We start from the raw sequence: 15,752 nt of genomic DNA on the forward strand, positions 1-15,752 counted from the left end.
AACGGGTATTTAGGAACCGTCCGAAAACAACTTCACACTTCAAGCCAGTCATCTTGCCGCGTCACTGTTACATTCCGCGCCAGCGGTTGAAGCCGGCCGAGATCGACAATGATCCGTTCCATGTCGATTGCGGACATCTCGCCGTCGCCATCGTCGTCCTGTCCACAGGAAGCATAGCCGAGGAAGATAACGGAAATACGGTCTTGTTTGGGCAATTGGTAGTCAACCAACCGCACGCGGGCAAACTCCGTAATCCGATAGGAGACGTTGGCGCCGTTGCCCTGGACGTCTTCCCAGACGGGAACGATGATGTCGATGCCCTTGAGCACGTCCAGCGCGTCACGGATCGATCTGGCGTTGGAAACACCAGGCTTACCTTCCACCCAGTCATGTGCGGATACCACATGATCGTTTGGATCGTAGGGGTTGATGTACGTGTAGCTGTTTCCGGGAGGCGTCAGGCTGGCAACCAGGGTGGGTACGCCGTTGTCCCCCGTCCAGGTCAACCAACCGAAGTTGCCGGCATTTTCCCCATTCAGGATGTCTTCCAACAGGTCGCCCACCTCCGCATCGTCCAGCGTGTCTTCATGCAGGGCAATGGGATACAGTTCGCACGGGCTGGAGCCGGGTGTGACATTCACGGTCACGACTGCCGTATCGCTGCCGCCGTGCCCATCGCTCACCGTGTAGGTGAAGCTGTCCACGCCGTTGAAGCCGACATCGGGAAGGTAGGTGATGGTGTTGTCCGGATTGATCGCGGCGAAGCCGGCGGGTGGCTGCGTCACCGAGGCCACGGTGAGGCTGTCGCCATCGACATCACTGTCGTTTGCCAACACGTCAATGGTCACGGCCGTGTCTTGGGATGTGTTGGCCGTGTCGTTGACGGCGTTGGGGCTGTCGTTGACCGGACTGACCGTGATGGCAACAGAAGCGGTATCGCTGCCACCATGACCATCGCTGATGGTGTAGGTGAAGCTATCCGCTCCGTAGTAGTTGGCGTTTGGCTGGTAGGTGACGTCCACGCCGTTGTTGACGACTGAGCCGTGCGCGGGCTGCGTGACGCTGCCGATGGTCAGGCTGTCACCGTCCGCGTCGGTGTCGTTGGCGAGGACGTCCATGGTGATACCCGTGTCTTCGGGAGTTGTGGCGGCATCGTCATTGGCGACGGGGTTGTCATTGACGGACGTGACCGTGATGGTGACGAGGGCGGTGTCGCTGCCGCCGTGGCCGTCGCTAATGGTGTAGCTGAAGCTATCGCTGCCATTGTAACCGGCGGCGGGTGTGTAGGTGACGGTGTTGTCCGGGTTGATGATGGCGCTGCCTTGCAGCGGGGTGGTGACGGCGGTGACGGAGAGGTCGTCGCCATCCACATCGCTGTCGTTTGCCAGCACATCCACGGTCACGGCGGTGTCTTCGTCCGTGACTGTCGCGTCGTCTACGGCATCGGGGGCGTCATTGACGGGGGTGCTGGTGATGGTGACGAGAGCGGTGTCGATGTCGCCGTTGCCGTCGTCAATGGTGTAGCTGAAGCTATCGGGGCCATTGTAGTTGGGAGCGGGGGCGTAGGTGATGGTGTTGTCGGGGTTGATGGTGGCTGTGCCGAATGCCGGCATTGTCACCGCCACCACCGTCAGCCCATCCCCATCCACATCGCTGTCATTCGCCAGCACGACCACCGTCACCGGCGTATCTTCGGCCGTTACCGCGCTGTCATCAACCGCCACGGGCGCGTCATTCACCGGGTTCACGGCTACCGTGACGGAAGCCGTCGCCGTTTCACCCTGCCCATCACTGATAGTGTAGCTAAAGCTGTCCGCGCCGTGATAGTTCGCATCAGGCGTGTAGGTGATGGTGTTATCCGGGTTGATAACCACGGAGCCATGGGTGGCCGTCGTGACGGCTGTCACGGTCAGGGGGTCTCCGTCTACGTCGTCATCATTGGCCAGCACGTCAATGATCACAGGGGTATCTTCGTCAGTGGCGGTAGCGTCAATGCCGGCAACCGGCGCATCATTCACCGGCGTCACACTGATCGTCACCGTCGCCGTATCCGCACCACCCTGGCCGTCATCCACCGTGTAGCTGAAACCGTCGGGACCAAAGTAATCGGTATCCGGCGTATACGTGACGGTATTGTCTCCGTTGATGACCACACTGCCGTGCGCGGGCGTGCTAACCGCCGCCACCGTCAATGTATCGCCATCCACATCGGTGTCATTCGCCAACACATTGACCGTCACGCTCGTGTCTTCGGGCGTGGTAACCGCGTCATCCACGGCCAGTGGATCATCATTTATCGCCGTCACCGTGATGGAAACGGTGGCCGTGTCGCTGCCGCCCTGACCATCACTTGCCGTATAGGCAAAACTGTCGCCGCCATAGAAGTCGGCGGCGGGCGTATAACTGATCGACCCATCCGGGTTCACAACAACCGTCCCGTTGCTGGGCGTCGTCACCGCCGTGACGCTCAATGTATCCCCATCCACGTCGCTGTCGTTGCTCAACACGGCAATCGCCACGGGTGTATCTTCCGCCGTCGCCGCGCTGTCCGCCACGGCAACGGGCGCATCGTTGACGGGGATCACGGTGATGCTGACCGCAGCCGTATCCACGCCGCCGTTCCCATCGCTCACCGTATACGTGAAGCTGTCCGCGCCATTAAAGTCGGCATCGGGCGCATAGGTGATCGTGTTGTCCGGGTTGACCGTGGCAATGCCATGTCCCGGCGGGGTCACCGAGGCAACCGTTAACAGATCACCCTCCACGTCACTGTCATTCGCCAATACGTCAACCGTAACGGGTGTATCCTCCAGCGTTGCTGCCGTGTCATCAACCGCCGTCGGGGCGTCATTGACCGGTGTCACCGTCACCGTGACGCTGGCGGTATCGCTGCCGCCATTCCCATCGCTGACAGTGTAGCTGAAGGTATCCACACCGAAGTAATCAGCGTCAGGCGTGTAAGTCACGTCCGTGCCACTGTTTCCGACCATGCCATGCGCGGGCTGCGTGACGCCGCTGATGGTCAGCGCGTCCCCATCCGCATCCGCGTCATTTGCCAGAACGTCAATGACGACCGGCGTATCTTCCGCCGTCGTCGCACTGTCATCCGTCGCTACCGGGTTGTCGTTTTCCGCGGAGACGGTGACGGCAACCGTGGCGGTGTCGGAGCCGCCGTGGCCATCGCTGATGGTGTAGGCGAAACTGTCCGCGCCATTGTAGCCCGCGGCGGGCGTGTAGGTGAGCGTGTTGTCCGGGTTGATGGTCACGCTGCCATGCGTTGGTGTGGTCACGGCGGTGACGCTAAGGCCATCGCCATCCACATCGCCGTCATTTGCCAGCACGTCAATGGTCACGGGCGTGTCTTCCTGGGTGGACACGGCGTCATCGGCGGCAACGGGAGCGTCATTGACTGGCGTTACGGTGATCGTCACCAGCGCGGTGTCCATGCCGCCCTGCCCATCACTAATGGTGTAGTTGAAGCTATCCGTGCCGTGATAATCCGCGTCGGGCATGTAGGTGACCGTGTTGTCTGGGTTCACGACGAGAGAGCCGTGCGTGGGTGTGGTCACGCTGCTGATTATGAGCGTGTCTCCGTCCACATCACTGTCATTTGCCGGCACGTCAACGGTTACAGGCGTGTCCTCCGGCGTTGTGGCGATGTCATCTACAGCTACGGGCACATCATTGACCGGCGTGATAGTGATGGAAACGGTGGCCGTGTCTGTGCCCCCGTTCCCGTCGCTCACCGTATACGTGAAACTGTCCGCACCGTGGTAATCCGCGGCAGGCGTGTAGGTGACGTCCGCGCCATGGTTGACAACCACGCCGTGCATAGGCTGCGTCACACTCTCCACCAACAGCGTGTCTCCATCCACATCCGTGTCGTTCGCCAACAGGTCAATCGTCGCGGACGTGTCTTCCGCCGTTACGGCATCGTCATCGACCGCGTTTGGATTGTCGTTCACGGCGGCAATGGTGACATGTACCACTGCGGTAGCAGCACCGCCATGCCCATCCGTGATGGTGTAGCTGAAGCTGTCCGCGCCGTTGTCATTCATGTCCGGCGTGTAGGTGATGGTGCTGTCGGGATTGAGAACGGCCACGCCGTGGGTCGGCGTCGTGATGGCGGAGATAGAAAGCGCGTCGCCGTCAATGTCGCCGTCATTTGCCAGGACGTCCACCGTCACCGGCGTGTCTTCCGCCGTGAGCGCCGTATCATCCGCCGCCACTGGCGCATCGTTCACGGGCGTAACCGTCAGCGTGACGGTGGCCGTGTCGAAGCCGCCATTGCCGTCGCTGGCGGTGTAGGTGAAGCTGTCGGGGCCGTGGTAGTTGGCCGCAGGGGTGTAGGTGATGGTGTTATCCGGGTTAACAACGGCATTGCCGTGCAACGGAGCGGTCGCCGCTGTTACGGTCAACGAATCGCCCTCCACGTCGCTGTCATTCGCCAGCACGTCAATGGTGACGGGCGTGTCCTCCGCGGTTGTGGCCGTGTCATCAATAGCCACCGGCGCATCGTTAACGGGGATGACGGTAACCGTGACGACGGCGGTGGCGCTGCCACCGTTGCCGTCTCCGGCGACGTAGGTGAAGCTATCCGTGCCGTCATAGCTATCGGTGCTATTGAAGTCTTGATCGGGCGTGTAGGTGACACTGTTGTCCGGGTTGATGACGACGGCGCCATTGCCCGGCTGCGTCACGGAACTGACCGCGAGAGCATCCCCATCCACGTCGCTGTCGTTTGCCAGCACGTCAATCGTCACCGGCGTGTCTTCCAGTGTGGTCGCCGTGTCGTCGCTGGCCTGCGGCGGGTCGTTGACGGGGGTGATGGTGACGGTGACGGTGGCGGTGTCCGTGCCCCCGTTGCCGTCGCTGACGGTGTAGGTGAAGCTGTCGCTGCCGTGGTAGTCGGCGTCCGGCGTGTAGGTGACGTCCGCGCCGTTGTTGACGACGAGGCCGTGGGCCGGCTGCGTCACCGCGCTCACGGTGAGGGCATCGCCGTCCACGTCGGCATCATTCGCCAGCACGTCAACGGTGATGGGCGTGTCTTCCGGGGTGGTGGCCGTGTCGTCGGCCGCCTGCGGCGGGTCATTGACGGGGGTGATGGTGACGGTGACGGTGGCGGTGTCCGTGCCCCCGTGGCCGTCGCTGACGGTGTAGGTGAAGCTGTCGCTACCGTGGTAGTCGGCGTCCGGCGTGTAGGTGACGTCCGCGCTGTTGTTGACGACGACGCCATGCGTGGGCTGCGTGACCGCGCTCACGGTGAGGGCATCGCCATCCACGTCGGCATCATTCGCCAGCACGTCAACGGTGACGGGCGTGTCTTCCGGGGTGGTGGCCGTGTCGTCGGCGGCCTGCGGCGGGTCGTTGACGGGGGTGATGGTGACGGTGACGGTGGCGGTGTCCGTGCCCCCATTGCCGTCGCTGACGGTGTAGGTGAAGCTGTCGCTACCGTGGTAGTCAGCGTCGGGCGTGTAGGTGACACTACTGTCCGGATTCAGCGCAACCGTGCCGTGCGTGGCGGTGGAAACAGCCGTAACCGTGAGGGGATCGCCATCCCCGTCGAAGTCGTTCGCCAGCACGTCAATCGTTACCGGCGTGTCTTCCGGTGTGGTCGCGCTATCGTTCATGGCGATGGGCGCGTCGCCGACAGCCGTAACAATGACGGCCACCGTGGCCGTATCCGTGCCGCCGTGGCCATCGTTGACGGTGTAGGTGAAACTGTCCAGGCCGTTGTAGTCGGCATCTGGCGTGTAGGTGACGTCCGTGCCGTTGTTGACGACGCCGCCATGCGTGGGCTGCGTCATCGCGCTCACGGTGAGGGCGTCGCCGTCCACGTCGGTGTCGTTTGCCAACACGTCAATGGTGACGGGGACGTCTTCTAATGTGGTGTCGCTGTCATTGAGGGCGACGGGTGCGTCATTGACCGGGGCGATGGTCAGTGAGACGGTCGCCGTGTCCGTGCCGCCGTTGCCGTCGCTGATGGTGTAGGTGAAGCTGTCCGGGCCGTTGTAGTCGGCATCGGGCGTGTAGGTCACATCTGCGCCGTTGTTGACGACGACGCCGTGGGTGGGTTGCGTCACGCCGCTCACGGTGAGGGCGTCGCCATTGGGGTCGCTATCGTTTGCCAGTACGTCCACGGTGATGGGGGTGTCTTCGGGCGTGGTGGCGCTGTCGTCCACGGCGGTGGGCGGGTCGTTCAGGCTGTTGATGATGAGGGTGGCCGCAGCGGCGGCGGCGGCAGCCGTGGTGGTGGATTGGGCCTGGACGGTGATGTTGTACGTGCCGGCACTGCTCACGCTCACGTTGATCCGTACTGCCGCTGCCTGGTGGGCGGGAATGTATAGCTCGGAGACCGCCGGCGCGGCAAAGCCGTTGGGTGCTATCAAGGTGTCCAGCGTGTAGAACGTGCCCACGTTACCCGTATTTGTGATCACCAGCAGGAATTGATGATCGGCCACGTAGCCGTCTACCACGCGCAACGTGGGCGTGATGCTCACGGCAACGTCCTCGAATCCGGTGAAGGTGATGTCTGCGTCGTCGGTGTTGAAGATGGCCGGATTACCGGTGGAACGAGCGGTGACGGCGAATGGGTAGGTGGTGGGGAGGGCGAAGTCCAGGTTGGGGACGGAGAGCTGAACCACGGTGGAAGCATTGGGGGCGAGGGCCACGGAGGGGGATGAGAATTGGGCGGTGGCGGAGACAATGCCGGCAGCGGAGAGTCGGAACGTATCCGCTACCTGTCCCGTATTCGTCACCGTCACATCCCACACCTGCGCGTCCGTCGGCGACATCGTGACGCTTTGCGGCGCGATGCTCACCTGCACTCCTTCCGCCGCCACCAATGCCGTCGCGTCCGCCACGGCCGTGGTCGCCGGGTTGCCTTGCGAACTGACCACAACCTGCACCGGATAGGCGGCAGGCGTGGCATTGACGTCAGGCGTCACCAGCAGGCGTAGCGTGGCACTGTTGAAGACAAAGGGCGTCAGCGCCAGTTCGGTGACGGGAACGCCATCAACCAGCAGTTCGTAACTCCAGCCGGCGGGGAGATTGACGGCAAAGGTGTACACGTCGGGCATACTGCCGCTGTTGGTGACAACCAGGTCGTAAATGGCGGGCGTGCCGCGACCGGCCGTGGCGCTGGCGGGCGTGAGCAACGCCGCCACGCCTGGTCCATCCAGCAGCCCCAGGCCGGCTTCGTCGGACGCCGTCAAGCCGGTGGCCCCCGTTGCCTGCACGGTGAAGGGGAGCGTGCTTTCTTCCGCCTGCGCCGTCACGGTGAAGACGCCGACGAATGTCTCGCCCGCATTCAGGGCGACCGGAGAGGGCAGCGCCACGGGCAGGCTGCCCAGCCCGTCCGTGGAGAAGGTGTATTGTTCGGCCTGGTTGGTTGTATTGGTCAGTACCAGGTCGTAGACGACGGTTTCGCCATTGCGGGCGTATTGCAAGTCCGGGGAGACGCTTAGCGATGGGCCGGGTTGCACGTCCAGGATGGCGCTGGTGACGTCTTCGCCGCCGCCTGCCGGCAAGGCCTGCGCCAGCAGTGTGTAGGATTGCGACGCGGCATCGGCGGGTACGGCCACGGTCAGCGGCAGATCCACTGTTTCCCCGCTGGCCAGGGTAACGCTGTCCGCCAGGGTGATCCAGGCGGCGGGCAGGCCCAAGATGGCCAGGTTGATGGTCTGCGTGGTGGAGAAGGCGTTGCTGACGGTGACGGTGTACGCTGTGGTGGTCGCGGGGGTGACGCCGCGGGTGTCGGGAGTGATGGCGATGATGTGCGGTGCGGAGACGTACAACGGGGGGATGGTGACGACGGTGGTGTTGTTGTTGCGCGTGAATTCGATGATGGAGCCGGTGGAGATTGGACGTGCTTCGCCTGGCTGCAATGCCGGCATCAACGTCTGCGTCAACTGGCTGATCTTTTGCGCCTCACGATCTTGCTGCGCATACAACCAATGCACCTGGTCCGCCGTCGCGCTCACCGGTACAGGCGTAATCGTCCCCGTGATCAGGTCCGCGCCTGTCAGCGGCAGATTGTGGCGAATATCCACAAAGAAAGCGTTCCCCTGCGTCGGCGTGGGCGCCTGGCTGCGGAACGTGTTGTACAGCAGCCAGTTGGGGGTCGGGTTACTGACCACTTGCAGCGCATCGTCTACACTGACCACATCATACGCATGTTCGTGCCAGATGCGGCGGGTGTTTGCCCAGGTATCGCTGGCGGACTCGTACACGCGAATACCCGTGTAGTTGCCGCCACAGGTGATGACGATGCCGCAGAAGAAGTTGTTGGTCGCAGCCACGATTTCCGCATGTCCATCTCCATCAACGTCGGCCGTCACCGGCAGTTCATATCCCGTGATGGAGGCGTGCGGCGTTTGAAACAGCACATTTCCGGTTGGCCCGTCGTAGATACGCAGATAACGTTCGTCCGCGTAGACCACTTCGGAGCGGCCATCTCCCTGGAAGTCGAAGACGGAGGAGCCGGTGAAGCCGGAAGAGTAGTCTTGCGTCACGCTGAGCCAAAGAATGGTTCCGTCTGTGTCGATAACGGCGTAGTTGCTGTGGCCGGCAATACCGATTTCCGGCAGGCCGTCTCCGTCAAAGTCGGCCACGGTGGGGGGGCCGCCATTGCCGCCGGCTGCCGCGCCGCTGCTCTTGGGGATCACCACCGGTCCCCAGATGATGTTCATCTGGTGGTCAAGCAGGTACACCTGGCTGTTGTTGCCGCCGTTGAACGGAGGCGAGTAGTCCGGGTCGGCGTAGACGAGGACGAACTCTGGCTCTGGATCGGCGTCGAAGTTGCCGACGCCGTTGGTGACGCCATAGGTGGGCAGCGCCGCGTTCTGGGCCATGACGCCGCCGCTGCCATAGTAGATGGTATTAGCGACGACGACTTCGGGGGCGCCGTCCAGGTCGGCGTCGGCGATGATGCCCGTCATTAGCGGTTCAGAGCCGCCGCCGGGTCCGCCGCCGCCGCCGAGATCCGTGACGGTGCTGAGAGTATTGTTGAGGGCGTAGCGTCCGACGACGATTTCAGGGAGACCATCGTTGTTCAGGTCGGCGACGGCGGGCGTACTGCCAAACTGCGGATTGGCGAAGGCGGTACTGGTGTATTTGAGACCCCCGGTGTTGTCGAAAGCGTAGTAGCCGCCGGCATCTCGTTCGGCGAGAATTTCAGGGAAGCCGTCATTTTCCAGGTCTACAATGAGAACGCTGGAGAGGGGATTGACGCGGTAGGCGGTGATGCTGAAGATTTCGCTGCCATCGTCGCCACTGATGACGCGCAGGATGCCGTCCGCGCCGTATTGGTCGTTGCGGTAGGTGGTGAAGATGACGTCTGGGGTTCCGTCGAGGTTGATGTCGGCTACTGCCGGCATATTGATCACCTGATTATACGTCCCCTGCACTGAGAAACTGGACCGCGCCCACTTCAGCGTCGGCGTAAACGGAACCGTGCCCGTAAGGACGTCCGTACGTGTGGTCGTGATCATCGTGGTCACGTCTATCCCCGGCAATCCCGGCGCCACCAGCACAGGCTGATGGTCATACGCGACCTGCAAATCCTGGCCGATTGCCAGGTAGTTCGCGCCCACGGCGTTGGGGATAACCGTGCCATCCGTATCCAGCAGGCGCACGGTGGCCGTGTACACACCTTGCTCCAGACCCGTGATGTCAAGCTGCCCCAGGAAGAACGGGCCTTCGTTGTTGACAGCCACGTTGAACGGCGCAGACAACGTCTTGCGCACCGCGCCTCCCGCGTCCGTCAACTGCACGCCGGCTGTCGTGGCGGCGCGCAGCCCGGCGGGATTCGCCAGGCGGATGCTCACGTCCGTCGTCCCCGTGCCCACGTTGAGGAAGTTGGGGTCCAGGGTCACGTCGGTGATGCGCAGTAGCTCGGAGACGACACGCACGGTTACGGTGCGGGAAACGACCAGGCCGGGCGCTTCTTGCAGGGCGAGAATCACGTCAAACGTGTCCGTTCCCAGGACGCCGGGCGTGACCGGCAAGCCCACCTGCTGCGCGACGCCGGGGAGCAGGCTCACCTGCGTGGGCGTGATCACGCTCCAGCCCGCGGGGACGTCCTGAAGGCTGAATGTGGCCGTGGCGGGCGCGTCGCCATAGTTGATGACCGTGAGCGTAGGCGTGACGGTCCGTCCGGGCAATGTGGCCAGGACGGTGGGGAAGACGGACATAGCCGGATTGTAGGCGGCAAGCAGGGATAGCACGGGGTGCAGGTCCTGGCAGAGGATGTTGCCGAGGGCGGTGCGGTCGCCGGCCAAATCGCCGGGGTCGGTGTGACCGCTCATCTGGCCGGCGATGGTGGTGAGCTGCCCGGTGACGGTTAGTCCGGCATAGCTGCCTAGCTGTACCGCGACCTCTTGGATGGCCGCCACGGTGTTGTTTCGCTGCCCCAGGTTGCCCAGGTCCGTCCACAATTCAAGCTGCGTCAGCAGATTGTCCAGGGCGGCCACGAGTCCGGGATCGGTTGCCGGGGCTAACTGGACGGCCTCGTAGGCGCAGACGGTCTCCGGGCCGCGAATGGCAACCTGCACGGAGGTGGATTGGGTGTAGGCGGTGGCCGGCGCGGGGCTGTCAATACGGATGGTGTGGTTTTCGCCGACGGCTGCGCCCGTGGGGACGAAGGTGACGACTTGATCGAAGGTGGCGGCGGCGGGCAGCGGGCCGGTGGCGTGGGTGTAGCTGCCGCTCCAGGTGGTGACGGGCAGGGTGACGGTGATGGGGAAGTCGCCCGTGGCGTTGCCGACGTTTTCAACGGCCAGGTTGAAGGTGGCGGTGATGTTGGGGGAGGCGTAGATGAGGGCGGGGTCGGCGGTGAGGTAGTTGAAGGGAATTGCCGGCACGACGAACAGTTCGCCGCGGGTTTCCGTCAGAGCGGGATTGTCAACCGCCGTGGCCGTCACGTCAAACGGATAAGCTGTGCCTGGGCCGGGCAGGGGGAGTGTGGGCGAAATGTAAATGCCCACCGTCCCTACACCGCCGGCGGGCAGGGTGATTGTGGCGTCTGTCTGTCCCGCCGCGCCGCCGACGATCAGCCAGTCGGGTAAGATGCCGGTTAGGGCGACGTTGAAGGTGTGGGAGACCGTGGAGGTGTTGGTGATCACTGCCGCGAAGGTGGCATCGGGAAGTTGCAGTTGGCCTGTGTTGGTGTCGCCCGGAGCCGCATCGGGCGCGGCGGGGCCAATGGGCACGGTAAAGCGACCATCGGGCGTCAGGTCAAAGAGCATTCCCTGGTGCGGGGTGATGTTGACGGTGTGGTTGAGCGTGGCAACCAGTTCCGGGCGTGAATAGGACTGGGCCGTGACCACGAATGTGTAGCTGCCTACCTGGGCCACTTCGGGGCCAGGCTGCACCGTTACCAGACCGCTGCTGTCTACGTTTACTTGCCAGCCGATGGGGCCGGCAACTTCCAGGTAGTAGGTGTCGCTGATGTTGGAGAGGACGTCTACCTGGAATTGGGCGCTCTGGAAGGGGATGATGGTGTTGGTGGCCGGGGTTTGGTCGAGTTGGATCACCTGGGCCACCGTGCCCGTCAGTTGCAGGCGGTCGGTTGTGGTGGTTTGTTCGGTGACGGTGAGCGTGCCGCTGAAGCCGGCCACGCCGAGGCCGGCGGTGACGTCCAGGGCGTGCGCGCCCAGGGTGGCGCTGCCCACGCCGGGGGCGAGGTGAACGCTGGCCTGGTCGAGGTTTGTTTGCCATTCGTTGCTGAAGGCGGGCAGCAGGTTCGCGCCGCCGCCCCAGACCTGCACGGGGCTGTTGAATTCGATGAGGTAGTTGCCGTAGCCGTAGAAAACGCCGTCGATGGAGAGGATGGCGGGGGCGAAGTTGGCGGGGTCAAAAGCGGTGGCGGTGATGTTGAGGATATACCCGGACCAGTTTATGGCTGTTCCTAATCCAGAGAGCGCGGGGGCGTAGTTGCCGGCATTTCCCCAGCCATCCACGCTGAAATCCAGGCCCGCGCCGGAAAAAGCGATGTGGTCCCGCTGCCCACCCAGCGACCAGGCATTCACCTGCCCGCTGCCAACCAACGTGCCGTCGGCCAAACGCACCGTGGCCGCCGCCGCCGAAAGCACATCATAATCAACGCCCGTTTCCGCCGCGCCCGCCCAGGTGGACGTCATATAACCGGCGAAGGAGGCGAAATCCGCCGATACATCGGCGCTGAAGGCGTCGTTGACAAAGGCCGGCGTGCCCTGGTAGATAGCCGCGTCCGTATCCGCAAACGCGGGTTCGCCCTGAGCGCCGCCCATCTGGATGTCCGGCACAGGTATAACGATGGGTGTGGGCGTGGGGGTGGTTGTGATTTGTAGGGCGGGTTTGCCCAGCACCGATTTGCGCATCCATTCCAGCACGTCGGTGGTTACGGTGGCCGCAAATTGGGGAATGGGGGTGGCGGCAAAGCCCAGCGCCGGTGTTGCGGCGGCGGCAATGAGCGGCCACGGGTTATTGTCAGGCGTGAAAGCGCCCGCCCCAACGGGGTTGAGCGGGATGGTGATGTATTGTCCGGCGTAGATTTCGTTCGGATTGCAGATAGAGTAGTTGCCGGTTGCGCCGCTGCAGGGGTTCGCCAATTGAATTGCGCCCACCGATGTGGACAATCCTTGAGCAGCAAAGTTGTTGTTGTACTGCTGCGCGATGCCAGACAGCGTTTCGCCTGCCGCCACGACGTGCGCGACGGTTGTCGGCGTGGGTGATGGTGAAGGGGAAGGAGAGGGGCTGGGGGAGGGGGTGGGGGAAGGGGTAGGCGGCGTCGGCGACGGCGTGGGTGAAGGGCTGGGGGAGGGCGTTGGCGAGGGGGGCGGTGTTGGTGTAGGCGGTGGGTCGCCCGGCAGCATCTGTTCCAGGCAGGTGACAATGGCATCGCCGATGCCCGCCCCCCCTTGTAGTTCCGTGGCTACGCAGCCGCCCATGGTGTTGCCCCATAACCCTCCCAGGTAGATGGCCAGCAAGACGGCCGCGCCGGCGGCGGCCATCAACAAGGCCGCGGTGACGCCGAGGAAAAGGAAGAGGGCCAGCCCCAGGAGTATGGCATAGAGGCCCATCAGGAAGAAGGGGCTGAGTTCAATAGCGCCCCAAAGCCCCAGGATAATGTCCAGGATGGTGCCGAAACCGCCACCCCACATGGTTTCCACAAATTCGGAGACAAAGGCGAGGATGAAGGTGAGTAGGAACACGCCGAAGACGGTCGCGGCGAAACCGAGGTTGGTCACGTAGTCGAAGAAGGCGCCGTGTTGTCCCCCTTCGAGGACGCCAATGGTGTATCCTGTTTCCGGGTTGACGCGCCACCAGCCGATGGTGTCTACGCCGTTAATGGGGACCATTTGTGCCGGCACAACCACCGTATTCCCGTTCTGCACGTCATTGGTAATACGCGCCTTTGCCTCGTCTGAGATTTGCAGAGCCGCCAGGTCCGCCAGATTGTCGGCGGAGATCGAAACGACCTCAATCCCCTGCTCTGCGGCAGCCGTGAAGATGGTGAGGGTACTGACAGCGCCCGTGAGGCCAAAAGCGCGTTCATTGACGACCATTTCCGCATTTGTCTGCGAAATGCCCAACACCAGGCGGAACGCCGGTTCCGCTTCGACGCTCTGGCCGGGTGCGGCAACCGTGCGGTAGTCGGCGCTGAGCAGGTCCAACGCATTGGACGCGGAGATCATGTCCGGTTGGCTGGTATCAAATGTGTTGACAGCCACCAGCAAACGGGGACGGGCCGCGTAAGAACGCACGAGGAACGATTCGTCGTAATCGGCGATCTGGTCATCCGTAGCTGCGTAAACCGCCAGTTTTAACTCATTGTACTCGCGCAGTGTCTGCCGCATCGCCGTGCGCAGGGGAATCAATGCTTCCAGGTCCGCGTCGGATAGTTCCGTCTGATCCAAAAGTGGCGCTGCTTCCTGGCGCAGGTTTTCCATTAGCACGCTGCTGTCCAGGAACGCGCCGCCCAGGTTTTGGACGTGGATGGGGTCAGTGCGGCTGGTTCCCACCCAAACGGTGACGGAATCGAATTCCGTCACTTTGGCGGGCGAGTCGCCGGACATCTGCACGGGCAGGATACCGCCACCCTGCCGCACGTCGAAGCCCACACTATCAAAAATGGTGCGCTGGAACGATTCCACAGCGCCATCGGGCGTTTGAATGTCCAGCGTGAGCCATTCCGCCGTAATCATGAACGTGCCAAAGGGGAAATTGGAGATCAGTTCCTGGAAGGATTCGCCTTCGATATACGCTTCCGATTCCCCGATGATCAGATATGGCTCGTAGGTGTGCTGCACGTAGGAGAAGATGAGGCCACCCTGGCTGTTGGTGGTCACCAGGTGCTGTAAGGTGACGGGGCGGCCAACCAGTTCAACGCTGTTGAGGGTTTGGTTGAGGGGGTAGGTATAGGCGAAGCCGGGGGAGCCGCCGCCGATGTTGAGCGGGTGGTAATCCTCGACTTTCAGCTTGATGGTGACTTTGTGGCGCAGATTGTCCGGGGTTTCGTCGTAAACGGCTGTGATGCTGTCGGCGAACATTTGCCCGGCGCTGGCGTAGCTGAAGCTGGGGTCCAGGTTTACCCACGCGCCGTTGAGGTACGCCTGTACCCACCAGTGGTCTTGCGTTTCGGCGATCAGGTCAGGATTGTGGGCGGGGTCGCTGAGGCCGGCACCGGTGTCCAGGTAGCCTTCCAGGCTGTTGGGCGTGGGGAACATGGAGAGGATCAGTTCTTCGGTACGCGCCTGGCTCAATGGGCCTTGCACGTAGCGGGCGGGGATGCCGTTGCCGCGCAGCATGGCGATGAGCAGACTGGATTGGTCCATGGCGTTGCCCGCGCCGCTCCAGAGGGTTCCGCGCGCGCCGCGCAGGCTGCCCTGGTAGCTCTCGAAGCCTAGCGAGCGCACATATTCAAACAGGGCGTTGGGATCGCCACCGAGTTCGGCGGCTTTGTCGATGACGTATTGGTCGTAGTAGTCGGCGTCAATGGTCCACTTGAGCCAGTTGCCGAAGCCGGCGGGAACGAGGCGGATGGGGGCCGTGCCGGCATTTACCGGCGTATCTTGCAGCGTTCCCCAAACACCCGCGCCTGTGTCCAGGTCTACAAAGTCGCTGGGCAAGGCGGGGATTTGCAGTTTCAGCACCAGGCTGGTGCTTTCGCCCGGCAAAATGTCGCCCAGATTCCAGGCAACCGTATCTCCCTGGCGATCCGGGAGGATGGATGATTCGAGCAGGGTGGCATTTGCCGGCAAAATCGTATCCGCCAGCAGCACATTGTGAATCACATTCGGATCATTCGTGTAGTCCACGGCTGCCAGACTGGCCATGGTCGTCGTAATGCCGCCGCTGGTGTCAATGTCCGGACGAATCGCCGCCGATCGGTTATTGGTCACCGTGAACGTCACCACCAGCGTGTCGGAAATGACCGTATCCACAATGAAATCAGATTGAATACGGGAAAGAGATATCGGATTTGCCAGAACCGGTGGCTCTGGGTTGTAAGCTGGATTGGCGAAGGGGTTGAAAAGAACGTTGTTGGGAATGTTGTAAGGTGAGACCCCCGCTTTCGCCAACGAATCCGTAACGCCCGCGGACAGCCCGGAAACGGCCTGCTGCGCCGCCGTGGCTCCCGATGCGTTGTTGATGGGCACGGCTATCTGGTTGGCCGAGGCTGCGTCCACGGAGCGGACTCGGGATGGTGATGGGAACACTGTTTGGGAAAAAAGGGCGAGGCTCAGTAGTATGGAGAGAGCCTTGTACAG

At 62.6% G+C, this 15,752-nt stretch carries 1 protein-coding gene; it reads right to left on the reverse strand.

Annotated features, from left to right (window positions below):
• Positions 1 to 32: 32 nt before the first annotated feature.
• Positions 33 to 15,671 carry a tandem-95 repeat protein gene (locus tag H6650_17095; GenBank protein ID MCB8953725.1) on the reverse strand — a complete coding sequence of 5,213 codons (15,639 nt, stop codon included), beginning with the start codon at positions 15,669 to 15,671 and terminating at the stop codon, positions 33 to 35.
• Between the last annotated feature and the right edge of the window lie 81 nt (positions 15,672 to 15,752).

The organism is Ardenticatenales bacterium (genome assembly GCA_020634515.1).
GTDB lineage: Bacteria > Chloroflexota > Anaerolineae > Promineifilales > Promineifilaceae > JAGVTM01.